Genomic DNA, 25,385 nt, shown 5'->3' with positions numbered 1-25,385 from the left:
AGTTATGTCAAAAATTTTAGTTATTGAAGATGAAGCTTCCATAAGAAGGGTTTTGGTAAAAATCTTATCCGAGGAAAGCGATAGCTATAAAGTGGAAGAGGCGGAAGACGGACTAAAGGGATTGGAAACCATAAAAAACAATGACTATGACCTAGTGCTCTGCGATATTAAAATGCCCAAAATGGATGGGGTCGAAGTTTTGGAGGCCGCTAGGAAAATAAAACCCGAGATTCCTTTTATAATGATTTCAGGCCACGGGGACTTGGATACCGCTGTGAACACCATGCGCCTTGGAGCTTTTGACTATATTTCTAAACCACCTGATTTAAATAGATTATTGACGACTGTTAGGAATGCCTTGGACAAAAAGGATTTGGTGGCCGAAAATAAGATTTTAAAGAAAAGAGTAAGTAAGAATTATGAAATGGTGGGAGAGAGTAACGAAATTTCTGCCATTAAGGATATTATAGAAAAAGTGGCCCCTACTGATGCCAGAGTGCTTATAACAGGCTCCAATGGAACCGGGAAGGAATTGGTGGCTCACTGGCTACATGAAAAAAGCGCTAGAAGCTCAGCTCCATTTATTGAGGTCAACTGTGCGGCTATTCCATCGGAATTGATAGAAAGTGAACTGTTCGGTCATGTAAAAGGGGCGTTTACTTCTGCGGTCAAGGATCGGGCGGGAAAATTTGAGGCGGCCAATAAAGGAACCATTTTTTTGGATGAAATTGGGGATATGAGCCTTTCGGCACAGGCAAAAGTACTTAGGGCTTTACAGGAGAATAAAATTTCCAGGGTTGGAACGGATAAGGATATCAAGGTTGATGTAAGGGTATTGGCGGCAACCAACAAAAACCTTCAGAAGGAAATTGAGGAAGGAAATTTTCGTGAGGATTTATACCATAGGCTTGCGGTAATTTTGATAAAAGTGCCAAGCCTTAATGAGAGAAGGGAGGATATTCCCTTATTGATCGAGCACTTTTCTAAGAAAATAACGGATGAACAAGGTATGCCTGCCAAGACATTTTCGGCTAAGGCCGTCCAACTTTTAAAAGCGTATGATTGGACCGGAAATATTAGGGAGTTAAGAAATGTTGTGGAAAGATTGATTATTTTGGGCGGGAATGAGGTTTCCGAGGAGGATGTTCAGCTTTTTGCCAGTAAATGATTATTTTATTACATAGCAATCACGAAGTTTCTCTAGGGCATTGGTAGTAATTTCTTTAGTTCTAAGATAATAGTATTTTTTACCCTCGGTTAGATTTTCCACCAACAACTGGTTTTCACATTGCTCAATAATATTTTCGGCAAAATTACTCGCTTCCTTGCAATTGACCGTTTCAACTACTTTATTCAGGGAATTTCTATACTTTTCCAAGGATTGGTCTATCTCTTTGTAAATGGGATTGATGGCATCCTCGGAATTGCCTCCTTCATTACTGATGGACGAATTTTTAGAATCGGCTTTTGCAAGGGCTTCTCGTTTTTGTTCTTCGTGATAGTCATGTTCGGATAATGCTTTTAATCCATTCATGATGCTTTCCAAAGATTTTAAAAGCAAATCCTTGGCCTTGAAGAGTTCTTCTTGCCTTGTGGCTAATTTTAAGCTTTCAAGACTTTGACCCAAGTGTTCTTGAGCGTACTCGCAACCACAGTTGGAAAGTTTTTTTTCCGTTTTCTGAATAGCACTAATAGCCTTATAAACATGATATTTTAACAAATTTACATCAGGTTTTTCCAAAGCCTTTTCTGTTTGGGATTTTGCAAAATCAATATTGGCTTCGGCATATTCACATTCCCTTAAATTTCCAAAGGAATTATAAGAAATAAAGAATAGTACTAGGATAAGTTTTCTGTAGGTTTTGCTCATTCTAATAAGATAGGTTGTAAAATTTGGGATTTTTACAAGGATAAATGTATTAACACGGGTTTGAAGAGGACTATTTTTTCGACAGATAAGCACGGATGTTCGTTCAATAGTCCATTGGTACAATTTGTTGGTCAAATGGTTATTTTTTAATGGGAGAGCCGTAGTTCACGGATTAAAATTTTATATTTCGGTATGGATTATATCGAGACTGAAAAATATAGGGTGCGGAAGAGCATCCAAATAGCCGAGGTTCCTTCCTTTGAGAATTTTGGTAAGACGGATAAGCAATTAAAAAAAGACCTAAGTAAAATTAGACGAGAGCTAGGGGAATTTCAGGATACCCTTTATGCACACAATAAATACAGTGTACTCATTTGTCTGCAAGGTATTGATACCGCTGGCAAGGACAGTTTGGTGCGAGAAGTGTTCAAGGATTTTAACGTTAGGGGCGTACAGGTACATAGCTTTAAAGTGCCAACAGAGTTGGAATTGGACCACAATTATTTATGGAGACATTATTTGGTGTTACCGGCCAAAGGAAAATTTGGTGTTTTCAATAGGACGCATTATGAAAATGTGTTGGTTACTAGGGTACACCCAGAATATATTCTCAATGAGCGTATACCTGGCATTCATAGCGTAGCTGACATTGATCAAAAGTTTTGGGACAAACGATTTGAACAAATCAATAATTTTGAACGTCACCTTCACGAAAGCGGTACCATAATCTTCAAATTCTTTTTGAATCTTTCAAAGGAGGAACAAAGACAGCGATTATTAAGAAGATTGGCAATTAGGGAGAAGCACTGGAAGTTTTCTCCAGGGGATTTAAAGGAAAGGAAATTATGGGACCAATATCAGTTTTGCTATGAAGAGGCCATTAATAATACGTCTAAGGAACATGCACCGTGGTTTACCATACCGGCGGACAATAAAAAAGCTGCCCGGGTCATAGTTGCCAAGATTCTTCTGGAAAGGTTAAAAAAATACAAAGATATCAAGGAGCCCGTCCTTGAAGATGAAATAATGGCTAATTTAGAAGATTATGAAAATCAACTACGTAGTGAAAAGGACGATTAAACTGTGTATATTCTGTCTTTTTTGTGTTCAAATTGGATTAGCCCAAAATTCGGATCAAGAACAGATTAGAAAAATTTATGATGTTGCATTGACCAAGAGTAAGTCATATGATTGGTTAAATTATCTTTCCAATCAAATAGGGGGTCGCCTATCCGGTTCCATCCAAGCACAACAGGCAGTAAATTATACCAAAGCGGAACTGGATTCCCTTGGTCTGGATAAAGTCTGGCTGCAACCGGTAATGGTTCCCAAATGGGTCAGGGGAATACCGGAGTTCGCCTATTTTGAAACTTCTCCAGGAGTAACTACCAATGTCCCTATTACCGCACTTGGAGGGTCTGTTGCCACACCACCCAATGGAGTGAAGTCGGAAGTTATAGAGGTTCAAGGAATAGAAGAATTGGTTACTTTGGGCGAAGCAAAGATCAAAGGGAAAATTGTTTTTTATAATAGACCCATGGACCCTACTGAAATTAATACATTTTCCGCCTACTCTGGATGTGTGGATCAACGATATGCAGGTGCCATGGAGGCGGCAAAATATGGGGCTATCGGTATTATAGTAAGGTCAATGAACCTGAGATTGGATGATTACCCACATACAGGCTCTATGAGTTATGGGGAATTAAAGGAGAGCGAAAAAATCCCTGCTGCGGCAATTAGTACCAATGCTGCGGAATTATTGAGCACTTCGCTAAAACTGAATCCAAGTATTAAATTTTACTTTAAGCAGAATTGTAAAGAATTTCCGGATGTAGAATCTTATAACGTCGTTGGAGAAATAAAGGGAAGTACCCACCCCGAAGAGATTATAGTAGTAGGCGGACATTTGGATTCTTGGGATTTGGGGGACGGTTCACATGATGACGGCGCAGGTTGCGTGCAGAGTATGGATGTTCTATATATCTTGAAAAAAATAGGATATAAACCTAAAAGAACCATACGGGTCGTTTTATTCATGAACGAGGAAAATGGATTGCGTGGCGGGACGGAATATGCCCGTGTAGCGGCTGAAAACAATGAGAACCACATATTTGGATTGGAAAGTGATTCAGGTGGATTTTCGCCACGTGGATTCACCTTTGATGGGCCAGATTCAAGTTTCGAGAAAATTAAAAGTTGGAAAGATCTTTTTGAGCCCTACTTGATTCATCTGTTTCAAAAAGGAGGAAGCGGAGCCGATATCGGACCCTTGAAAAACGATAAAATAACCTTGGCAGGACTGCGCCCTGATTCTCAAAGGTATTTTGATCATCATCACGCCGAAAACGATACGTTTGAACACGTAAACAAAAGGGAACTGGAGCTTGGTACCGCAACGATGGCAAGTCTGGTCTATCTAGTGGATAAATACGGGCTACTTCCCTGAGAATATTTTGAAATTGCAAACTTCTGGGGCCTAATATATACTTTTAGTTACCTTTGCACCTCATTTAAAACAAGTAAAATGGAAGACGGACTATACGCAAAATTCAATACCACAAAAGGTGAGATATTGGTAAAACTCACCTATGATAAAACTCCTGGGACAGTTGGAAATTTTGTGGCCTTGGCCGAAGGAAAAAAGAAAAACAAGATTAAGGAATTGGGGGAACCTTACTACAATGGTTTAAAGTTCCATAGGGTAATACCGGATTTTATGATTCAAGGTGGTTGTCCGCTTGGCACCGGAACGGGCGATGCCGGTTATAAGTTTGATGATGAGTTCCATCCTGAATTGAAACATAATGAGCCTGGAGTACTTTCCATGGCCAATGCCGGTCCAGGAACTAATGGGAGTCAGTTCTTCATAACGCATGTACCTACACCTTGGTTAGATGGCAAACATACCGTTTTTGGTCATGTTGCCGCTGGTCAGGAAGTGGTCGATGCTATTTCTCAGGGCGATACCATGGATTCCGTAGAAATTGTACGAGTTGGTGAAGAGGCCAAAGCTTGGGATGCTGTTAAAGCATTTGAGACTTTTGAAACTTCAAAGGAGAAGCGTTTGGCAGAGGCCAAAGCGGCACAAAAGGCTGCCTTGGATAAAATTTCTGCTGGCTTCAACGAAACGGAATCTGGTCTTAGATATAAAATGATTCAAAAAGGAGATGGACCCAAAGCTGAAAAAGGGAAAAAGGTTTCCGTTCATTATGAGGGAGCCTTGGTAGATGGACAGGTATTCGATTCTTCTTATAAAAGAAATTCACCTATAGATTTTCAATTGGGAGTTGGGCAAGTGATTCCTGGATGGGATGAAGGTATAGGTCTTTTACAAGTAGGGGACAAGGCACGTTTTGTAATCCCATCCGATTTGGCTTATGGTAGTGCAGGTGCTGGAGGTGTAATCCCTCCGGATGCCACACTTATTTTTGATGTGGAATTAATGAAAGTCGGATAGATTCCTAAAAAATAAAAAAAAGCACTTTGGTGAAAACCAAGGTGCTTTTTTATTTGGTCTTATTGTAACTGGTAAGTAAAAGTATGCCGTTAAACAATACGAGTACCAATATAATTGCAAAGAAAATCTTCATGGGAAATAGGGATTACTGTTTATACAAAGCAAATGATCAATTTTATATTGATAACAACTTTGTTGCTTAAAACCCTACTTCTATCTTAAGATTAAATTTTATTTTTTCTTCTTCTCAGACTTGTTACGAGCATAGCAATGTTGACTAGAATCAGAAAAAGAAGTACTCCAAAAAAAGTATTCATAGGTCAGTTTTTTAAGTGGGGAAACTGATGATTGTTTAATTTGAAGATTCAAAACAACGAAAGGGTTGCGTCTAATTGTGAATAAAAATAAAAGGCCCGGACAATTGTCCGGGCCAGAGAACTATAAAAAAGTTAAATCGTTACCTAGTCAAGTACTTTCACATTAACGGCGTTCAATCCTTTTTTACCTTGTTGTAGTTCAAATTCTACAACATCACCTTCTCGAACTTCATCGATTAAGCCAGAAATGTGTACAAAATGATCTGTGTTTGAACCATCTTCAGTAATGAAACCATAACCTTTGGAATCATTGAAGAATTTTACTGTTCCTTTACTCATAATAAAAAAAATTATATATTAATTAAAGCGCGAAGATAGTATATAAATATTTAACTAATAGCTTTTTAGAAAGTTATCTTAATATTAAGGATTTAAAAAAAGGAACCTGAATTATTTTTTATCTGTTTTAGGCCGTTGGGTCAGGTGTCATCCTTAAATACGGTTTAACCTCTGTAATTCCTTTTTTGAACATTTCCTGTGCATCATCTGTGGATATCGCCGGACTCACAACTACGTCTTGTCCATGCTCCCAATTGGCCGGAGTTGCTACTTTGTGATATGCTGTTAACTGTAGGGAGTCGACTACCCTTAACAACTCATAAAAATTCCTACCTGTTGATGCCGGATAGGTAAGAATTAATTTTACCGTTTTGTCCGGGGCAATTATAAATACGGAACGTACCGTAAGATTATTGTCCGCATTGGGATGGATCATGTCGTACAGGTCGGATACTTTTTTGTCCTCATCGGCGATAATAGGAAAATTGACCGTTGTATTTTGTACCTCATTGATATCCTTTATCCATTCATTATGGGAAGCAGCGCCATCTACACTTAAAGCCAACATTTTTACATTTCTTTTGTCAAATTCCGGCTTAAAGTTTGCGGCCGTACCTAATTCCGTGGTACAGACCGGTGTAAAATCAGCAGGGTGGGAGAAAAGAATTCCCCAACTGTCGCCAAGATAATCGTAAAGGTTAAGGGTTCCCATTGAACTGTCTGCAGTAAAATCCGGTGCTTTATCACCTAGTCGTATTGTTGCCATAATAAAGTATATTTTGTTTATCCTATAAAATTACTAGATTATTGGTGTTCCAAAGAAAATTTTAAGGTTAAAAGTCTATTAAAGTTTACCTTTATATAATGGAAGATTTAGAAAAACTACGATATCCCATTGGACACTTTCACCGTCCTGAAATCATCACTAAGGAAATTAGGGAAGTATGGATAAGTGATATGGAATCGCTGCCTGAAAGACTAGGCTCACTAGTTTTTAAATTGAACAATGAACAATTGGAAACCCGATATAGACCGGGAGGTTGGACGGTTAGACAGTTGGTTCACCATATTGCCGATAGCCACCACCATAGCTATACACGCTTTAAATGGGCTCTTGCCGAAAAAACACCTTTAATCAAGGCCTACGAGGAAAAAGATTGGAGCAACCTTTTTGACGCTAGGACGGCTCCCATAGAACTGTCCATAAATTACTTAAAGGCCTTGCACTCCAAAATGGTTTATTTACTTAAGGGACTTGGCGAAACGGACTTAAAAAAAAGTTATCTGCATCCTGAAGGAAACACCAAAGTTAGCGTGGAAGAAAACATGGGTAAATATGCTTGGCATGGTAATCATCATTTGGCCCATATTAGAAATTTAGTGGAAAACAAAGGCTGGTAGGTTATATTTTTTTCATCAGTAAGTACATGGCCTTTTCGGTTTCTATAACTTGCTCAAAGGGTACCTTGGTCGAGGCGACGACCGTGAAGTTATGGGACAGGTAAAAGGATAATGCAGCACCCTTTTTCATAGATTCCAAATAAATGGCTTTTTTTGAAAGATTTTTGGCAAGGTCAGCTACAAATTCAATACACATTCTACCAATTCCATTTCCGGAATATTCCTTTAAAATATAGATTTTATCCAAGTATAGTGCTTCAAGCGCTTTATGTTGTCCTACCTTTTTGTGCAACGTAATCTTTAAAATGCCAACATATAAAACTCCCAGTTTCACTAGGTAAAGTTTGGTATTAAGGTCCTTTTCCTCTTTGGATAATACAGCATTGGTAAAACTATTTTCAATATAGGTGGAGGTATTCCCATTGGGCCAAAGATGCCTATAATGTTGGTTGTAAGACTTTTTACCTATTTGTATATAAACGGAATAAAGTTCTGGAACCAAGGGTTGAAACTGAATGTCATTTTTATGGTTCATAAAAAATCCCTATCCTAAATGAAGTGGTTATTGGGTTTTCCATTTTATGTTACACCCAATACTAGGTTTTTGATGACCGTTTATTTCGGTTCCCAATAACAGTGCATCCATGGCACCCATAAGGTCTTCCCCGGTCAGTGGAATCCCGTTATCTGGGCGTGAACTATCCAATTGTCCTCTATATACTAATGACTTTTCGGAATCGAATAAATAAAAGTCCGGAGTACAGGCAGCATCGTAAGCTTTGGCAACTTCCTGTGATTCATCATATAAATATGGAAAGGTATATCCTTCTTCCTTTGCCTTTAACTTCATTAGGTGTGGTGCATCTTGTGGGTAATTCTCAACATCGTTACTGGAGATGGCAATAAAGTGGATGCCTTTGGGCCGATATATATTTGCCAATTCAACAATTTTTGGATTTACATGTATAACGAATGGGCAATGATTGCAAATGAACATTATAACGGTCCCATTTTCCCCAACAAGTTTATCGAGTTTGAATTTTTTTCCGGAAACCGTATCCAAAAGGCTAAAATAGGGTGCCTTTGTGCCCAGTTCCAACATATTACTAGGTGTTCTTGCCATGGCTCAAGTTTAAAGTTCAAAGTTATAAAATCTATAGGTGTTGCGATTGGTGTAATCTATTCTTAACTTAAAAGAAATTAAAAGAACTTAACATGGAAAAATCATATATATCCCTTACCGAGGCTATCAATAGCCTCAAGGACGAAGGTTTTACTGAAGATTTTAACCTTTGTGATGCCGGAGTAGAAAATAAGGCGAAGAAAAAAATCCATAAGGCCGTTGACCTCAATGTTGTTAAATATTATCGTTTCGAGGGGCAGACCAATCCGGATGATAGCACAATTCTATATGCAATTGAGACCAATACCGGGGAAAAGGGCCTTTTGGTGGATGCTTATGGAGTATATGCCGGAAACGTTTCTAGGGAAATGATTGAAAAACTAAAGCTTCGGTAATGTGCATTCAGATTAAAAGAGCCCTTAGTATTTTAACACTATTTTAGTATATTGCCTTCTTGTCCGCTCTACGGGATTCACATTTTGTGTTTTTAGGGTTGGATGGAATTTAATTGAAAATTTTTGGCTGAAGATACCCTGGATAGCGTTCAGATTAATTTTGACAACGAAGCCTTATGGCTAATGAACTTTGTTTTGGCATTGGTCATGTTCGGGATAGCACTTGAAATTTCATTCAAGGATTTTAAACAACTATGGATTAAGCCTAAGCCTGTTTTGGTTGGGGTTGCAAGTCAATTTTTGTTATTGCCCTTAATCACTTTTTTATTGGTTTATTTTCTGAGACCCTATCCTAGTGTAGCCTTGGGAATGTTCATGGTGGCCGCATGTCCCGGAGGTAATATATCCAATTATATTACTCATTTGGGTGGTGGAAATACGGCACTATCGGTCTGTCTTACGGCAATTGCGACCATCTTGGCCATTATTATGACACCTTTCAATCTAGAGTTTTGGGGATCCCTTTATGAGCCAACTTCAACGATATTGAATTCTGTGGCAATTGAGCCCATGAAAATGGTAAAACTTGTGGCTTTATTGCTCGGCATACCTTTAATCTTGGGTATGGGCATGAATCGTTGGAAGCCCATTCTCGCTTTACGATTGGCCAAGTTTTTTAAAGTATTTTCTTTAGTGTTTTTTATTTTATTGGTGGTTTTGGCATTGATGAATAATATTTCAATTTTTTTGGACTATGTGTTATATATTTTTTGGATTGTGCTACTTCATAATCTGTTAGCTTTTTTGGGAGGATATGGAATTGCGAAGGTATTTCATTTGGACTACCAAAACATTCGATCCATTACTATTGAAACGGGCATTCAAAACTCAGGTCTTGGTTTACTTTTAATATTTACCTTCTTTGATGGATTGGGGGGTATGGCCATTTTGGCCGCTTTTTGGGGAATTTGGCATATGGTTTCTGGTTTGATTTTGGCTAGTTATTGGAACGCGAAACCTATAAAAGGTAAGACACTGGCATGAAAAACTTGCTTTATGGCATGGTAAAGGTCTATATAAGGACTGGCCTACATTCATATCACAAAAAGATCGAGGTATTTGGCTTGGATAATGTACCCAAGGGCAAGCCCGTTTTGTTTCTGCCCAATCACCAGAGTGCACTTATGGATGTCTTGTTAATTGCGGTTGACTGCAATAGAAAACCTTATTTTCTAACCCGTGCCGATGTCTTTGGAAAACCTCTATTAAATAAAATTTTCAACTTTTTTCAAATGATTCCTGTATATCGTATTCGGGATGGGAGAAGGTCCTTAAGTAAGAACGATGAGGTTTTTGATATCTGTTCCAAAATTTTGGGAAACGGCAAATCTTTGGTAATGTTCCCTGAAGCCAACCATAATTTAAAACGTAGGGTGAGACCTTTGAGTAAAGGCTTTACCAGAATAGTTTTTAGAACATTGCAACAGAATCCTGGTATCGATTTACAGATTGTTCCTGTGGGCTTAAATTATGAGGATGCGACAAGTTTTCCAGATTCTGTAGCGGTCTATTATGGTAAACCAATAAGTGCCGAGTCATTGTATGACGCTACAGATTTAAAAGGTTCTGAAAACAGAACGAAAACAGCTGTTTCTTCAGCTTTAAAGAAACTTACTACACATATAGACACGGAACCGGATTATGACAGGATAGTTGCTCAAATTGAATCCAAGAAACATTCTTATTTGAGGCCAGAAGCTATTAACGCAAAAGTAAAAACCTTAATGGAAGAAGGAGGGGAATCTGACCCATCTTCACGATCAAAGCCAAAAATTAACTTTTTCAAAGTGCTAATCGCGATCCTGAACTTTCCAGTTTGGTTTTTATGGAGATTTTATATGAAGCCGAAGGTCTGGGAGCCGGAATTTATGGGAACCCTAAGGTATGCTACTGCCCAGATAGGTTTTACGGTTTATTATATTATTCTGTTCATAGTAATATCCGTTTGGATGAATTTGACAATGGGCTTCATTATGGTCTTTGGTATCTATCTATTGAATAGAATATTGGTCAAATTGGCCTAATCTAAAAGAACATATTTACTGAAAATAAAAACGACCCTACAGCGGAGGGTCGTTGGTTTTGTTTGTGAAGGTTCTTCTAAATTAAATATCGTCGAAACTTACATCGGTGAAACTGCCACTGGAATTTGAATCCTCGGCATTACTTGTTTCTTCCTCTTTTTTAAAGTCCTTTTGGTGTCTTTCTGAAATTACCTCCTTACCTTTTTCGTTGATAATAAAATCCATCATTTCCTCAACATTTTCCCTGAAGGCTTCAAAATCTTCCTTATAGAGGTAAATTTTGTGTTTTTTGTAGTGGAAGGAACCATCGTCGTGGGTAAATTTCTTACTCTCTGTAATCGTCAAATAATAGTCGCCTGCCTTAGTGCTTCGTACATCAAAAAAGTAAGTTCTTCTTCCTGCCCTTAAAACTTTAGAGTGAATTTCCTCTTGATCCATTAAATCTCTTTCGCTCATTTCCTTATTTATATTCTATGGTTAGTCTATCAAAAATGGAAAAAAAATAGTTATTCGACAACTAATTTTTAGTTTTCTTTGTCCGATAGTTGATTCTTATAAAGTTCTTTATAGTAGCCATCTAAAGAATTTAATTCTTCATGTGTGCCTTCTTGAATCAGCTGGCCGTCCTCGAGAACCAAGATTTTATCGGCATTTTTCGCAGATGAAACCCTGTGACTTACAATTAATGTAGTCTTTTCCTTGGATGCCTTTTTGAGATTGGCAAGAATTTCTTCTTCTGTTTCTGTGTCTACAGCTGAAAGGCAATCATCGAATAAATAGATTTTTGGATTTTTCAATAAGGCCCTGGCAATGGATACACGCTGTTTTTGACCTCCACTTAGGGTAATGCCCCTTTCTCCCAAAACAGTATCATATTTTTTGGAGAAGCCCATTATATTTTCATGGACCACTGCTTCTTTGGCAATGGAGATAATCTCTTCTTCGGTAGCATCTTCCTTTCCGAATTTAATATTGTTCCTAATACTATCGGAAAATAGAAAAGCATCTTGTGGAACCGCTCCAATGGCTTGTCTTAGACTGGTTATTTCATATTCCCTTATGGGTTTTCCGTCAATTAGTATTTCTCCGGATGAGACATCATATAATCGCGCCACCAAATCCAATATGGTAGATTTACCGGACCCCGTTTTTCCTAAAATTGCTGTCGTTTCACCTGGATTAATTGTAAAGGATAGGTGTTTAATCGCATTTATTTCTGTATCCTCGTATGTGAAGCTAACATCTTTGAACTCAACTTTGCCTTTTACATCCTTGAGTTCAATATTGCCATTGTCAAGTTCTGAGTGTTGTTCCAAAAACTCGTTGATTCTTTTTTGGCTGGCTTCTGCCCTTTGAACTATGGAGGTAAGCCAACCTACTATGGCCACGGGCCATGTAAGCATATTTACATAAAGAATAAACTCCGCAATAAGCCCCACTCCAATTTCACCCCTTAAGTATTGCATTCCACCAATATAAATGACTAGAATGTTACTAATGCCTATAAGTAAAATCATCAAAGGAAAGAACCAAGCGTTTACCTTGGCCAAGCTCATACTTTTATCCTTGCCATCATTGGCTAGAAATTTAAGCTCTTCATGGGTTCTGGGTTCCAAGTTATATGCCTTGATGACTGAAACACCTGAGAAAATCTCCTGGGTAAATGTTGAAAGTGTGGATAGATATTGTTGCACTATAGTACTCCGTTTATGGATTACCTTACTTATTTTATAAATTAGAACGGATAATATGGGTAGAGGAAGAAGTGTATATGCCGCCAAAGTAGGTGCCTTTATGAACATTAATGGTACCAAACATACAAAGAGGGTCAAGGTTTGTATCCCATACATGATTGCCGGACCGGCATAGAGACGAACCTGGTTTACATCTTCGCTAATGCGATTCATTAAATCACCCGTCCTGTTTTTTTTATAAAAATTGAGACTGAGATTTTGATAATGGTCAAAAATCTCATTTTTTAAATCATATTCAATGTAACGGGATACATTGATTATGGTCTGCCTCATTAGGAAGGTGAAAAAACCAGAAAGCAATGCTGCGCCAACGATGATTAGTATGTATTCCAATAATAAGGACTGTGCCTCGGTTTTGGCAATTTCAGTATCGAGAAATTTCTCTACTACAGAAATAATTTTATTTACATAAGACGGCATCACCAATTGGAAGATTCGGGCAATTATGGTGATGATGATTCCCACAAAGAGTTTAAGCCAATATTTTTTAAAGTATTTATTTAGATGCCTAAGTTCCTTCATGTAAAGTTCTAGTGGTAATTTGAAATCATCAAAGATAGCTTTTTTTGCATTCTACCTATATTTCAAAGAACACCCAAAATTTAAAGCCCCTCTATTATATTGATGAAATATCTGTTATTGGAATTTCGGCAAAAAGGAAAAATAACAAGCGTATATCATTTTTATTTTTTTACATGTGAATCTTTCATTTACCAAAGATTAGTTATGAAGATTACCGGGAATTAAAAATAAACAGGTTTGTCCAAAATTAGTTTGGAATGGTTTGGTATCGATTTAAATAGATGCGTACTTTTGCCTCAGAAAATATTCATCATAACAAAAGTTCTTTAACATGCTTACAAGAAGGCATATTAGGGTAAAGGTAATGCAATGTATTTACTCCCTAATTCAATCCAAGGATGACTCGCTTCAAAAACAGGAGAAATTTTTAAAAGTAAGCATAGAGAATACGTATACCCTCTATTTGCTGTGGCTAAGTCTTTTTAAAGAAATTCAGAAATTGGCCGCAGAGCAACTGAATCTTTCTACTAAAAAGTATCTTTCAGACGATTCCCAAAATCATTTTCCCAATAAGGCTAAGTTTGTAAACAACAGATTTCTGGTTCAACTTCAGGAAAATTCTTTGGTTAAGGAAGAACTTTCAAGTAGAAAATTGGACAACTGGTACTTGAACGAAGAGTATGTGAGGCTTATATACAAGTCTATTGTTGATAGTGATATTTACAAGGAATATATGACAAATCCCGATGGAGGTTATGAACAGGACAGGGAAGTTTTCATTGCTCTTTTTAAGGAAGTTATCGCTCCAAACGATAAAATATATGATTATTTTGAAGACAACAAACTAACCTGGGTAGACGACATACCCATTGTAAATACCTTTCTGTTAAAGCAATTAAAAAAAATAAAGCCCAATCAAAGCTCAAATTTCTTCCTCCCCAAATTGTTAAAAGATCAGGAAGATATGGACTTTGCCAATAATTTATTAAAAAAAACGTTGTTGAAAAACGAATTGTTGGAGAAGGAGATCGAAGGTAAGACCCCAAACTGGGACAAGGACCGGATAGCGGATGTTGACTCAATATTACTAAAGATGGCCATTTGCGAGTTGCTCTATTTTCCTTCCATTCCAGAACGGGTCACCATTAATGAATATTTGGAGATTGCCAAGGAGTATTCTACCCCAAAGAGTAGCATTTTTATAAATGGTATTTTGGATAAGCTTACAAAAGAATATAAAAAAGAGGGTAAGCTAAATAAAATGGGGCGAGGCCTGTTATAAAAATATTTTCTAATTTTGTTTTAATCTAAAAAAAATCAATAATGAAAAAAGTAGTTTTTGCCATTGGCGTAGTCGCTTTGTTTTCGTTCACTTCTTGCAAGGAGAACGCATCCAGTAAAATCAAATCTGATAATGTTGCCGAGGCGGCGGTTAGGGATGAAGCTGCAAAGGCGGTTCCAGTGATGACTTTTGAGAAGGCTGAACATGATTTTGGAACCATTGAACAAGGAACTCCACAGGAAACAGCATTTAAATTTACGAATACAGGTAATGCACCGTTAATTATAACAGATGCTAAAAGTAGCTGTGGCTGTACCGTTCCCAATCCTCCAAAAGAGCCTATAGCTCCAGGCGAAACAGGTGAATTGTTGGTTAAGTTTAATGGACAAGGCCAAAACCAAGTTACTAAAACCATTACGGTAACGGCCAATACGGAAAAAGGTTCTGAATTACTAAGAATCAAGGCATTTGTAAATCCAAAGGGAGCAGCACCGTTAGGACCTGTTAAATAATTTAGGTTAATATTATAATACTACCAAAAAATGGGTGATATAGGACAGTTTCTTCCAATGATTTTGATTTTTGTGGTCGCATATTTTTTTATGATCAGGCCCCAAATGAAACGACAAAAGGACGAGAAGAAATTTGCTGCGGAACTAAAGCGTGGTGACAGGGTAATAACAAAGAGTGGCCTACATGGTAAAGTCGTAGAGTTGAACGACAAGGATTTTTCCTGCATTTTGGAAACCATGGCAGGCAAGCTAAAGTTTGATCGCTCTGCAATTTCCATGGAAATGAGCAAAAAACTATCCGCTCCGGAAAAAAAATAAAAGTAAATTATCTACAGCAAAAGAGGCATCAATTTAGGATTGATGCCTCTTTTTGTTTTTAAAATCGCTATATTCAAATATTAAAATTTATTCAAAAATGTTACGTAATAGAAGAGACTTTATAAAAAAGAGTACGGCTGGTTTAATCGTGTCCGGAGCGAGTTTTATGTTCCCAATGGAGCTTTTGGCGACAATGAGAAAAAAGGTGGGTGCCAATGATACCATTAATGTGGGACTTATTGGATGTAATGGTATGGGTTTCTCGGACCTGTCCTCCTTTCTAAAAATGAGTGACATCAACGTCATTGCCCTATGTGATGTAGATGAGAATGTGCTCAAAGCGCGAACGGCGGATTTGGAAAAGGCAGGTATCAAAAAACCAAAATGGTACAAGGATTACAGAAAGCTTTTAGAAAATAAGGATGTTGACGTTGCTATTATCGGAACGCCGGATCATTGGCATTGCCTTCAGTTGACTGATGCCCTCCAGGCAGGCAAGGATGTCTATTGTGAAAAACCCATTGCGAATTCTGTTCAGGAAGCCAATATCATGTTGGACTACGTTGGGGCTAGCGATCGGATGGTGCAAATTGGACAATGGCAGAGAAGCCAACCCCATTTTGTAGACGCAATAGATTTTGTGCACTCCGGTAAGCTCGGTGAGATAAGATTGGCCAAGGCATGGGCCTATCAAGGTTGGATGAAGCCTGTACCCATTTTACCAGACGGTGCAGCTCCGGCGGGAGTGGACTATGATATGTGGTTGGGGCCAGCTCCGCAAAGACCGTTCAATCCCAACCGTTTTCATTTTAATTTTAGATGGTTCTGGGATTATGCGGGAGGTTTAATGACGGACTGGGGAGTGCATCTTATAGATTACGCTCTTTATGGAATGAAAGCAGGCACACCAAAGTCGGTAATGGCTTTGGGTGGTAAGTTTGCATATCCTGATGATGCATCAGAAACCCCAGATACTTTGCAAACCGTTTATGAATATGATGGTTTTTCTATTTTATGGGAACACGCCACAGGTATCGATGGTGGTAACTATGGAAGAAACCATGGTATTGCCTTTATAGGTAATAATGGAACTTTGGTTTTGGACCGACAAGGATGGGAAGTGATTCCCGAGGAGGAATTCCAAGGTTGGGGTAAGGAAGGAATACCAAAGATGGAGGCCATGTCCTTTGACAATGGAGGACAAAGTGGTTTGGACCTTCACACCAAAAATTTCATGGATGCGGTTAAAAGTAGGGACGCCTCCAAGTTAACGGCACCCATAAAGGTAGGTTATGATGCGGCCTTGGTTTCACATATGGGTAATGTAGCCTTTAAGACTGGTAATAGAATATATTGGGACGATGCGGCCGGCAAATTCAAAAATGAAGAGGCCAATCCATATTTAATGGCGAACTACAATAATGGCTGGAAGTTGCCCATGGTCTAAAACCAACCAACAAGGGTTATCGATATTTGTCATTTAAACCTTTACCCTCCAATATCATAGGAAGAATTTTAGCCAATCTGGAAATTTTTGTCTTTTCCAGTTTGGCTTCTTCTATATATTCTACATATTCCTTTTGCTTATAAGGGGTAAGTACGTTGAACGCTTTTTTTGCTTCAGGATTGGCGTTAAATGCTTTTATTAGAAGGTCGGGTAATTCAAGTTTGGTAGATTTCTTCTTTCTACTAGTGGTGAGGCTTGTGCCCTTTTTTTGGTTTTTGATTGCTTCTGAGAGGTATTGCGAAATTTTTTTCTCATCAATTTCATTCTCATTATAAAATTTCCAGTGTCTCATGACCATGGTCTTCCCTTCCTGGGCATTTTCCAAGACCTGGTATGGGTCTGATAAAAAAGCTCCATTAAAGAACCAAACACCGAAGTGATTTTTAAACTTGCCAATAGCCACAATGTTTTTATTATCCAGAGTATATGTTGGAAAATTCCACTTATAGGTTTCCTCCAAGTCGGACTTCAATAAAATCTCCCTTAGCTTTTTTACTTCTTTTTTAAATTTATGTTCTTCTGAAAAGAAAGCCTTCAATTTTTCAGACCTATCCATGGTGTTAGCTTTTATGAGCAGTAAGTTCGCAAATTTTCACGATAACCTCTATGGCTTTTGCCATACTCTCGACCGGGACATATTCGTATTTCCCATGAAAATTATGACCTCCGGCAAAAATATTGGGGCATGGTAGGCCCATGAAGCTCAACTGGGAACCATCGGTGCCGCCCCTGATAGGTTTAATGATTGGTGTTATGCCAACGGATTCCATGGCTTCCTTGGCTATTTCAACAATATGAAAAACGGGCTCAATTTTTTCCTTCATATTATAGTATTGGTCCTTGATTTCCAACTGAACGGCATTCTTATAAATAACGTTCTGTTCTGATACAATTTTGTTTAATAGTTTCTTTCTTTCCTCAAAGCGGGATTTTGAATGGTCGCGGATGATTAGTTCCATTTCCGCATGTTCAATTTCTCCTTTAAAATGGTGCACATGAAAAAACCCTTCCCTGCCCTCTGTTTTTTCGGGTACCTCTGATTGGGGAAGAAGTGAGATGATTTTATTGGCAATAAGAAGAGCGTTAACCATTTTTCCCTTTGCATATCCGGGATGAACACTTTTGCCTTTCACTATGATTTTAGCACTGGCCGCATTAAAGTTCTCATATTCCAGTTCCCCAATTTGACTCCCATCCATGGTATAGGCCCAATCAGCTCCAAATGCATCCACGTCAAATTTATGGGCTCCTCTACCAATTTCTTCATCTGGGGTAAAACCAACTCGAATCTCGCCATGCTTTATTTCAGGGTGATTGATAAGGTATTCCATAGCTGTTACAATTTCTGCAATACCAGCTTTATCGTCCGCGCCTAAAAGTGTTGTTCCGTCCGTAGTGATTAAGGTTTTCCCCTCATATTGTTTAAGGTCATCAAAGTACTCGGGCGAAAGGATTATGTCCAGTTCTTCATGGAGTATAATGTCCTTACCATCATAATTATTAATAATTTTTGGGTTCACGTTTGTTCCCGAAAAGTCTGGTGAAGTATCAAAATGGGAGATAAACCCGATAGTCGGTACTTCATGGTCGACATTGCTCGGCAAGGTTGCCATGATATAGGCGTTTTCGTCGATACTAACGTCGGACATTCCTATTTCCCGAAGTTCATCAACAAGTCTATTGGCTAAATTCCATTGTTTTGCCGTACTAGGGGTTATATTCGAGGAAGAATCGCTTTGGGTATCTATCTTCACATAATTCAAAAAACGGTTCATTATGTCCTGCATAAATCTCTTTTTTCCCAAAAATAGCTTTTAAATTGTATTTTCGTGTTCAGATAGAATTCAATATTTGGATGAAGTTACATGTAGCCCTTGTACTGCTATTCGGTTTTTTATCGCATTCAGTAAGGCCCCAAGCAGATTGTCTTCTGGGTGTGGGGATTACTGAAAATGAAGTGATTGCAGATATATTTCAAATGAACGATAGCCAACAGGAACAGCTTGTAAATCTGGCGGCTGAATTAAAGTACCGAAATGAAATCCTTAACAATCAATTGAAGAATTTATACGATAGGCATCCACAAAATACCGTAGATGAACTCAATGAAATGGCACTTAAATACCGCGGCATAATGGACAGCATGCAATCCATCCAGTCCATGATAGACAAGCGGATTCTCTCCCTGTTTAATCAAAAACAGTATGAATTGTATATAGAGTTATGCCATCAAGCTTCCCGTTCTCCTTTTGTCATTGTTCCAAAGGTTTATAGCGATAGTATTCCCTCCAAACAGGAATAGAATTTTTTGACGTTTTGTAGTTAATAGGAGAATTTTAAACCTTGCTCTTCGTATTTTTGCTACAAATACATCTGCATGTACAAGTCGATTATACGCCCCATACTTTTCTTGTTCGACCCTGAAAAAGTTCATCATTTTAGCTTTTTCTTGATTAAGATGTTATCCAGAATTGGAATTTTGGGATTGATAAAGCCTTTTTTCACTATAGAGGATCAAAGACTGGAACGAGAGGTTTTTGGATTAAAATTTAAGAACCCGGTGGGTCTAGCCGCTGGTTTTGATAAGAACGCAATGCTTTACAATGAACTTTCCAGTTTTGGCTTTGGCTTTGTTGAAATTGGCACGCTGACCCCCAAACCCCAAGATGGAAACCCCAAAAAAAGATTATTTCGATTAAAGACAGACAGTGCCATTATCAATAGAATGGGTTTTAACAATGAAGGTGTATTTGAGGCGGTGGAACGATTAAAAAAAGAACACATGGTATTGATTGGGGGAAATATCGGTAAAAACAAAATTACGCCCAACGATGATGCTATAAAGGATTATTTAATTTGTTTCGATGCCCTTTTTGAACATGTGGATTATTTTGTAGTCAATGTCAGTTCTCCAAACACCCCAGGACTTCGAGAACTTCAGGATAAGGAACCTCTAACAAGATTGTTGAAGGAGCTGGAGATTACCAATAGGAAATTGGCATCTGAAAAGTCGGTCAAAAGAAAACCGATTTTACTGAAAATCGCACCGGACCTTACCAATGACCAACTTTTGGATATTATTGCTATAGTTGCCGATACCAAAATAGATGGAGTCATTGCGACAAACACAACTATAGAACGTAAAAACCTTAAATCCCATGTTTTGCTTTTGGAGGAAAACGGTGGTTTAAGTGGGAAACCGTTAAGAGATAGAAGTACCGAAGTTATTCGATTTTTATCCGAAAAAAGTAATAAAGCCTTCCCAATCATAGGGGTAGGTGGGATTCATTCTCCTGAGGATGCTTTGGAAAAGTTAAACGCAGGAGCCGATCTAATTCAGTTATGGACAGGCTTTATATACGAAGGTCCAATTTTGGTTAAAAAAATAAATAAGACTATCCTAAAACAAAAAGTATAAATAGAATTTAGTTCGTCCAATAGTCCATAACAAGTACATCATCCAAATGTGGCCCAAGTACAGCTCCAAAGGCCTTATGGTCTGGATGAGGTAAATAAATGGCCCTATCTTCTTCACTATTAAAGGTAAGAAAGAAAACATGGGTGAATCCCTTGTCCAAACCTTCTGGACTGTTGTTGGTTCCCCATTCGTAACCGGCAATTTGAGGTATTTTAGAAGGAAGGGCATGGAACGCTTCCTCTACTTTCTTAATATCCTCTGGAGATGTACCATCCTTAAATTTGAATAGGACAACATGTCTAAGAACACTATCGTTTGATTGTTCCATTTTTTCGTTCATAGAATCTTTATCGTGATTATTGTAAGAGAAGCTAAAACATACACAAGCTAAAATTATAATAATCGCGGAAATTTTATTTTTCATGACTTTTAAATTTTGAACAAGATATAAAAAATCGTTTAGCCCAAAATTTTTTGTTTGTAAGAAGATTTACACTTTCACTAATTATTCATTTTAAAGACCTCTAAATTTCCTATGGTTGTTTGTATTTTTACGTTATGCCCAACAATAAAGTCAAGCTTATAGAATGTCCGAGAGATGCCATGCAAGGCATTAAGGATTTTATACCCACCGAGGAAAAGGTAAGGTATCTGCAATCCCTGTTAGGATGTGGTTTTGACACATTGGACTTTGGCAGTTTTGTTTCCCCTAAAGCCATTCCTCAAATGGTCGACACGGCCGAGGTGTTGTCCAAATTGGACTTGTCCAGAACTCAAAGTAAGTTATTGGCTATCATTGCCAATGTACGTGGTGCAGAGGATGCCGTAAAACATCCGGAAATCGATTATTTGGGCTTTCCCTTTTCCATATCGGAAAACTTTCAAATGCGAAACACTCATAAGACCATAGACGAATCTGTGGAAACGCTTCAAGAGATTTTCAATATTGCCGATGCCGCCAACAAAGAAGTGGTGACCTATATCTCTATGGGTTTTGGTAATCCGTATGGAGATCCTTGGAATGTGGAGATTGTGGGGGAGTGGACTGAAAAGCTGGCCTCCATGGGCGCAAGGATTTTATCCCTCTCGGATACCGTGGGAACTTCAGATCCCGAAACCATTGACTATTTATTTGCCCATTTGATACCTGCTTATCCCCATATTGAGTTCGGGGCACATCTTCACACGACACCCACAAAATGGCACGAAAAAGTAGAAGCGGCTTATAAGGCAGGTTGTCGCAGATTTGATGGTGCAGTTCAGGGTTTTGGCGGTTGTCCTATGGCCAAGGACGAACTTACGGGGAATATGCCCACCGAAAAGTTACTGTCCTACTTAACTTCTCAAAAGGCGGATTCCAATGTCAATTGGATGGTTTTTGAGGCCGCTTACAATAAGGCGACCGAATTGTTCTCAAAATATCACTGATTCTACCCTATTTCACAGTACCTCTTCTTCATTAAGTCTATAATTTTTAATTTGTCAGCATAGCGCCATACAATCACTAGAATAATTTTTGTACTTTACTTCTAAGAATTTGAATTTCATAGTATTAGTGAAAAAGTATATTGCGATATTTCTTTTTTTTCTTTTGGCATCTTGTCAAGATTCACCTTCTAATTATACTACAACACTTTTCAATGGTGAAAATTTCCATGGTTGGGAAGGTGATACGCTAAATATTTGGCGCATTGAAAATGAAGAAATCGTTGGGGGTTCCTTAACTGAAACAGTGGATCATAATTATTTTTTGGTCACAAAGGATACTTTTGATGATTTCATTTTGAAGCTTAAGATAAAACTTCTTGGGGAGGAAGGTTTTGTGAACTCAGGAATCCAATTTCGGAGCAAAAGGATGTCTGATCCGGATTATGAAATGATTGGATATCAGGCCGACTTTGGAGAGGGGTATTGGATAAGTCTTTACGATGAGTCCCGAAGAAACAGGACTTTGGTGGCACCAGATTCTGCACAGGTGTTAGAATGGATCAAAATTAACGATTGGAACGATTATGAGATTAGGGCAGAGAATAGAAGAATACGACTTTATATTAATGGACATCAGTCCATAGATTATACAGAAGCAGATGAAACCATACCGCAAACCGGTTTGATTGGAATTCAAATTCATGGAGGTGGAAAAGCTCAAGTACACGTTAAGGAGATTACCATTCAAGAATTAAATAACACCCAACCTAACTAAAACAATTCATGAAAAAACATAAAATGGCAAGGCTGTACATAAAAGTGGTTCTGGCTTTTGTGTTCGTAGCTTCCTGCAAGCAGAATGAAGGAAAAGAGAAAATCGTCCAAAGTGTAGAAAGGGATTCTACGGTAATCAATAGGGAATATACATTGGAGGCAAGCATGTTGGGATATTTTGCACCTGATGGTACACGAAATCCAATTCTAAAGGCCAATAAAGGGGACCGCGTTCGTATTACGATTATCAACATGGAGAATATGACGCATGACATATCCATGGAAAACTTGGGAATAACAAGTAAAACCTTGAACGAAGTTGGAGAGAGTGCCAGTATTACATTTTGGGCAGATTCTGACGACACGTATTTCTGCACCGTTCCGGGTCACCGTGCTGCAGGAATGGTTGGCGAATTCAAGATAGTGGATGGTAATTTTAGCACATCGGTGATTGCCGGCATAGTTCCTTTTAAAAATGGAAAACCGATAAATGTTGGCTTTGAAAGAGGAAATTTGAGTGATTGGAAAGGCCAGGGCGATGCCTTTAAAAATCCGTTATTTACCAGAGCGGATTCCATTCATAAGCTAAACACCAAGATTGGGTTTGACGGCGATTACTTTGTAAGTAGCGGAGGCACCAAAGATTCTGAAAAAACAGGGATATTGACTTCGATACCTTTTACGGTCATACATCCCTTCGCCTCCTTTAAGGTTTCCGGTGGAGCTATGGAGGAAACAAGGGTAGAATTGGTTTCCAAGGATGATGATAAAGTAATCTTTAAAACAACCGGACAGGGAAGGACCAATATGCAACCAGTAGTGGTTGATTTGACCGAATATCTGGATAGGGAAATATTTATTCGGATTATAGATAATGAGACTGGACTTTCTCCGATACCCTACATCGGACCGGATGAATTGGCCCATATTAGTTTTGACGATTTTTTGTTTTATCCGGTGAGACCCCAATTTGATAATGAATTGAAACAGGAGGATATTATTGTAATGCCGCCATTAGACCCAATAATCAACGCTGGTCTTTCGGGTAAGGAGGCGGCAAAGGCCATGACCTTGCCCGCCGGGTTTGAAATTACTCTTGCTGCCGCCGAACCGGATGTGGTACGTCCCATAAGCTTTACCATAGATGCTCGCGGACGACTTTGGGTAGTTGAAGGTCATACATATCCTGTTCCGGCAGAGGAAGGCAAGGGCAGGGACCGTATCCTTATTTTTGAGGATACCAATGGCGATGGTACTTTGGATAAAAGAAAGGTGTTTATGGAAGGCCTCAATATGGCCAGTGGTATTGAAGTGGGTATGGGTGGTGTTTGGTTGGGAGCCGCACCATATCTAATGTTTATCCCTACCGATTTTGAAAATGATGAACCTAAAGGAGAACCGGAAATATTGCTAGATGGTTGGGGTTTGGATGATACACATGAGGTGTTGAACAATCTCCGTTGGGGACCGGATGGTTGGCTTTACGGGGTTCATGGGGTTTTTACACATTCTAAGGTGGGAAAACCGGGGACACCGGAGGACGAAAGAACAAAAGTGAATGCTGCCGTATGGAGATATCACCCAACAAGGCATGAATTTGAGGTGTTTTCCCATGGCACAAGCAATCCTTGGGGAATTGATTTTAATGATTACGGTCACCCCTTTATTACGGTATGTGTTATTCCTCATATGTACCACGTTATTCAAGGTGCAAGGTACGAGCGCCAAGGGGGCGAGCATTTTAACCCATATACCTATGATGATATAAAAACTATTGCCGATCATAGGCATTATTTAGGTGATAGGGGGCCTCATGCCGGTAACTTTAGGTCGGCCGCTGCCGGTGGCGGACATGCCCATGCAGGAGCTATGATTTATTTAGGGGGAGATACTTGGCCCAAAGAATATCGCAATACCATATTCATGAACAATATTAACGGAGCCATTATGAACAACGACCAGCTTACAAGGGAAGGTTCGGGTTACGTGGCATCGCATAGAAAGGATTTTATAATCATGAACGACTCTTGGTCGCAGTGGCTGAATTTTAAATATGATGCCAGTGGATCCGTATATGTAATCGATTGGTACGACCAGAATCAATGTCATAGCCCAAATCCTGATGTTCATGACAAAACTTTGGGACGTATCTTTAAAATTTCCCACAATAACGATAAATGGGTTCAAGAAGATTTATACAAGGCTTCGGATATGGAATTGGTAAATTATCAGTTACATGGTAATGATTGGTACGTTCGCCAAGCAAGGACTATTTTGCAGGAGCGTGGAGGCAATCCGGAAATCCATACGGCACTAAAGAAAATTATAGATGAAAACCCTGATATTACCAAAAGGTTGAGGGCACTTTGGACACTTCATGTAACCAATGGTTTGGATGAAAATTACGTAAATGAGCTTTTAGGTGATCAGGATGAATATATGAGAAGCTGGACGGTACAACTTGCCATGGAGGACAAAAAAGTTTTGGATGAAACCTTACAAGTTTTTGTCGATATGGCAAAACAAGATGAATCCCCCTTAGTGAGATTGTACCTTGCATCGGCAATGCAACGTATGGAAGAATCCAAGCGCTGGGAGATTTTAGGAGCATTGCTACAGCGTGAAGAGGATGTAGACGATCACAATCTTCCCTTAATGCTTTGGTATGCCGCGGAACCCATGACAGAGTTAGATGCGGAAAGGATGCTTGATTTGGCGGAAAAATCCAAATTCAGTACGATACTGGAATATACCCTTAGAAAGATTGCCTCCGATAAGAGTGTTACCTCAAAAAGTATATTGACAAAATTTAAAAATAAAAATTCGGAAAAAGCCATAGCGCATAGTAGTATGATCGATTCCCTATTGACCGAATAATATC

At 38.6% G+C, this 25,385-nt stretch carries 27 protein-coding genes; 17 read left to right on the top strand and 10 right to left on the bottom strand.

Features of this window, described 5'->3' with window-relative positions; all coding sequences use genetic code 11:
• The first annotated feature begins 4 nt into the window (after positions 1-4).
• Complete coding sequence (locus tag CJ263_RS02215; protein WP_094995766.1) at positions 5-1,168, top strand: sigma-54-dependent transcriptional regulator; 1,164 nt, start codon at positions 5-7, stop codon at positions 1,166-1,168.
• Here CJ263_RS02215 and CJ263_RS02210 read toward each other — a convergent pair whose 3' ends face one another.
• Positions 1,169-1,870, bottom strand: a complete 702-nt coding sequence (locus CJ263_RS02210; RefSeq protein WP_094995765.1) for a hypothetical protein — start codon at positions 1,868-1,870, stop codon at positions 1,169-1,171.
• Between the two features lie 192 nt (positions 1,871-2,062).
• On the opposite strand from CJ263_RS02210, the gene CJ263_RS02205 reads away from it, so the two are divergent.
• The 3 genes from CJ263_RS02205 to CJ263_RS02195 all read left to right on the top strand — a co-directional run bounded on the left by CJ263_RS02205 (position 2,063) and on the right by CJ263_RS02195 (position 5,330).
• Positions 2,063-2,950 (top strand): PPK2 family polyphosphate kinase, encoded by an 888-nt coding sequence (locus CJ263_RS02205; RefSeq protein WP_094995764.1) that lies wholly within the window; start codon positions 2,063-2,065, stop codon positions 2,948-2,950.
• Positions 2,916-4,319 (top strand): M28 family peptidase, encoded by a 1,404-nt coding sequence (locus CJ263_RS02200; protein WP_094995763.1) that lies wholly within the window; start codon positions 2,916-2,918, stop codon positions 4,317-4,319. The genes CJ263_RS02205 and CJ263_RS02200 overlap by 35 nt, the downstream gene beginning before the upstream one ends.
• Positions 4,320-4,397: 78 nt before the next feature.
• Positions 4,398-5,330, top strand: coding sequence for a peptidylprolyl isomerase (locus CJ263_RS02195; protein WP_094995762.1), 933 nt, complete (start codon positions 4,398-4,400; stop codon positions 5,328-5,330).
• Positions 5,331-5,791: 461 nt separating this feature from the next.
• On the opposite strand, the gene CJ263_RS02190 is transcribed toward CJ263_RS02195, so the two are convergent.
• Complete coding sequence (locus CJ263_RS02190) at positions 5,792-5,986, bottom strand: cold-shock protein (protein WP_094995761.1); 195 nt, start codon at positions 5,984-5,986, stop codon at positions 5,792-5,794.
• 127 nt (positions 5,987-6,113) lie between these two features.
• Positions 6,114-6,752: a peroxiredoxin gene (locus CJ263_RS02185; protein WP_094995760.1), complete on the bottom strand. Its 639-nt coding sequence runs from the start codon at positions 6,750-6,752 to the stop codon at positions 6,114-6,116.
• Between the two features lie 98 nt (positions 6,753-6,850).
• Here CJ263_RS02185 and CJ263_RS02180 point away from each other — a divergent pair, with 98 nt between their 5' ends.
• The gene (locus CJ263_RS02180; RefSeq protein ID WP_094995759.1) at positions 6,851-7,387 is read left to right on the top strand and encodes a YfiT family bacillithiol transferase; all 537 of its coding nucleotides are present in this window, start codon (positions 6,851-6,853) and stop codon (positions 7,385-7,387) included.
• 1 nt (position 7,388) lies between these two features.
• Here the strand turns inward: CJ263_RS02180 and CJ263_RS02175 are convergent, their stop codons facing one another.
• On the bottom strand, positions 7,389-7,922 hold the full coding sequence (locus CJ263_RS02175) for a GNAT family N-acetyltransferase (protein ID WP_094995758.1): 534 nt from the start codon (positions 7,920-7,922) through the stop codon (positions 7,389-7,391).
• Between the two features lie 27 nt (positions 7,923-7,949).
• A complete protein-coding gene (locus tag CJ263_RS02170; RefSeq protein WP_094995757.1) occupies positions 7,950-8,510 on the bottom strand; it encodes a thioredoxin family protein in 561 nt (186 codons plus the stop codon).
• A gap of 92 nt (positions 8,511-8,602) precedes the next feature.
• Here CJ263_RS02170 and CJ263_RS02165 point away from each other — a divergent pair, with 92 nt between their 5' ends.
• From CJ263_RS02165 to CJ263_RS02155, 3 genes are all read left to right on the top strand, one after another.
• Positions 8,603-8,905 (top strand): phosphoribosylpyrophosphate synthetase, encoded by a 303-nt coding sequence (locus CJ263_RS02165; RefSeq protein ID WP_094995756.1) that lies wholly within the window; start codon positions 8,603-8,605, stop codon positions 8,903-8,905.
• Positions 8,906-9,028: 123 nt separating this feature from the next.
• Complete coding sequence (locus tag CJ263_RS02160) at positions 9,029-9,949, top strand: bile acid:sodium symporter family protein (protein ID WP_229702346.1); 921 nt, start codon at positions 9,029-9,031, stop codon at positions 9,947-9,949.
• The gene (locus CJ263_RS02155; RefSeq protein WP_094995755.1) at positions 9,946-10,989 is read left to right on the top strand and encodes a lysophospholipid acyltransferase family protein; all 1,044 of its coding nucleotides are present in this window, start codon (positions 9,946-9,948) and stop codon (positions 10,987-10,989) included. Before CJ263_RS02160 ends, CJ263_RS02155 begins: the two co-directional genes overlap by 4 nt.
• A gap of 81 nt (positions 10,990-11,070) precedes the next feature.
• Here CJ263_RS02155 and CJ263_RS02150 read toward each other — a convergent pair whose 3' ends face one another.
• Entirely contained in the window at positions 11,071-11,445 is a 375-nt protein-coding gene (locus CJ263_RS02150; protein ID WP_094995754.1) for a PUR family DNA/RNA-binding protein, read from the bottom strand.
• 68 nt (positions 11,446-11,513) lie between these two features.
• Positions 11,514-13,265 carry an ABC transporter ATP-binding protein gene (locus CJ263_RS02145; RefSeq protein ID WP_094995753.1) on the bottom strand — a complete coding sequence of 584 codons (1,752 nt, stop codon included), beginning with the start codon at positions 13,263-13,265 and terminating at the stop codon, positions 11,514-11,516.
• Between the two features lie 331 nt (positions 13,266-13,596).
• Here CJ263_RS02145 and nusB point away from each other — a divergent pair, with 331 nt between their 5' ends.
• The 4 genes from nusB (at position 13,597) to CJ263_RS02125 (ending at position 16,824) form a co-directional block, all read left to right on the top strand.
• Positions 13,597-14,547 (top strand): transcription antitermination factor NusB, encoded by a 951-nt coding sequence (nusB, locus tag CJ263_RS02140; protein WP_094995752.1) that lies wholly within the window; start codon positions 13,597-13,599, stop codon positions 14,545-14,547.
• A gap of 41 nt (positions 14,548-14,588) precedes the next feature.
• Entirely contained in the window at positions 14,589-15,059 is a 471-nt protein-coding gene (locus CJ263_RS02135) for a DUF1573 domain-containing protein (RefSeq protein ID WP_094995751.1), read from the top strand.
• A 30-nt stretch (positions 15,060-15,089) separates the two neighbouring features.
• Positions 15,090-15,377, top strand: a complete 288-nt coding sequence (yajC, locus tag CJ263_RS02130) for a preprotein translocase subunit YajC (RefSeq protein WP_094995750.1) — start codon at positions 15,090-15,092, stop codon at positions 15,375-15,377.
• A 97-nt stretch (positions 15,378-15,474) separates the two neighbouring features.
• The gene (locus CJ263_RS02125) at positions 15,475-16,824 is read left to right on the top strand and encodes a Gfo/Idh/MocA family protein (RefSeq protein ID WP_094995749.1); all 1,350 of its coding nucleotides are present in this window, start codon (positions 15,475-15,477) and stop codon (positions 16,822-16,824) included.
• Between the two features lie 16 nt (positions 16,825-16,840).
• Here CJ263_RS02125 and CJ263_RS02120 read toward each other — a convergent pair whose 3' ends face one another.
• Both CJ263_RS02120 and pepT read right to left on the bottom strand, forming a co-directional pair.
• A complete protein-coding gene (locus tag CJ263_RS02120) occupies positions 16,841-17,440 on the bottom strand; it encodes a YdeI/OmpD-associated family protein (RefSeq protein ID WP_094995748.1) in 600 nt (199 codons plus the stop codon).
• A 4-nt stretch (positions 17,441-17,444) separates the two neighbouring features.
• The gene (gene pepT / locus CJ263_RS02115) at positions 17,445-18,671 is read right to left on the bottom strand and encodes a peptidase T (protein ID WP_094995747.1); all 1,227 of its coding nucleotides are present in this window, start codon (positions 18,669-18,671) and stop codon (positions 17,445-17,447) included.
• 68 nt (positions 18,672-18,739) lie between these two features.
• On the opposite strand from pepT, the gene CJ263_RS02110 reads away from it, so the two are divergent.
• Positions 18,740-19,186 (top strand): hypothetical protein, encoded by a 447-nt coding sequence (locus tag CJ263_RS02110; RefSeq protein ID WP_094995746.1) that lies wholly within the window; start codon positions 18,740-18,742, stop codon positions 19,184-19,186.
• Between the two features lie 75 nt (positions 19,187-19,261).
• Positions 19,262-20,302, top strand: coding sequence for a quinone-dependent dihydroorotate dehydrogenase (locus CJ263_RS02105; protein ID WP_094995745.1), 1,041 nt, complete (start codon positions 19,262-19,264; stop codon positions 20,300-20,302).
• A gap of 7 nt (positions 20,303-20,309) precedes the next feature.
• On the opposite strand, the gene CJ263_RS02100 is transcribed toward CJ263_RS02105, so the two are convergent.
• Positions 20,310-20,726: a Dabb family protein gene (locus tag CJ263_RS02100; RefSeq protein WP_188669410.1), complete on the bottom strand. Its 417-nt coding sequence runs from the start codon at positions 20,724-20,726 to the stop codon at positions 20,310-20,312.
• A gap of 134 nt (positions 20,727-20,860) precedes the next feature.
• Here CJ263_RS02100 and CJ263_RS02095 point away from each other — a divergent pair, with 134 nt between their 5' ends.
• The 3 genes from CJ263_RS02095 (at position 20,861) to CJ263_RS02085 (ending at position 25,381) form a co-directional block, all read left to right on the top strand.
• Positions 20,861-21,730, top strand: coding sequence for a hydroxymethylglutaryl-CoA lyase (locus tag CJ263_RS02095; RefSeq protein WP_094995743.1), 870 nt, complete (start codon positions 20,861-20,863; stop codon positions 21,728-21,730).
• A gap of 127 nt (positions 21,731-21,857) precedes the next feature.
• Entirely contained in the window at positions 21,858-22,505 is a 648-nt protein-coding gene (locus tag CJ263_RS02090; protein ID WP_094999066.1) for a 3-keto-disaccharide hydrolase, read from the top strand.
• An 8-nt stretch (positions 22,506-22,513) separates the two neighbouring features.
• Positions 22,514-25,381: a PVC-type heme-binding CxxCH protein gene (locus tag CJ263_RS02085; RefSeq protein WP_094995742.1), complete on the top strand. Its 2,868-nt coding sequence runs from the start codon at positions 22,514-22,516 to the stop codon at positions 25,379-25,381.
• The last annotated feature ends 4 nt before the right edge of the window (positions 25,382-25,385 follow it).

Source organism: Maribacter cobaltidurans, assembly GCF_002269385.1.
GTDB lineage: Bacteria > Bacteroidota > Bacteroidia > Flavobacteriales > Flavobacteriaceae > Maribacter > Maribacter cobaltidurans.
Note: the sequence above shows the minus strand (reverse complement) of the source record. Positions and strands in the feature narration are given on the sequence as shown.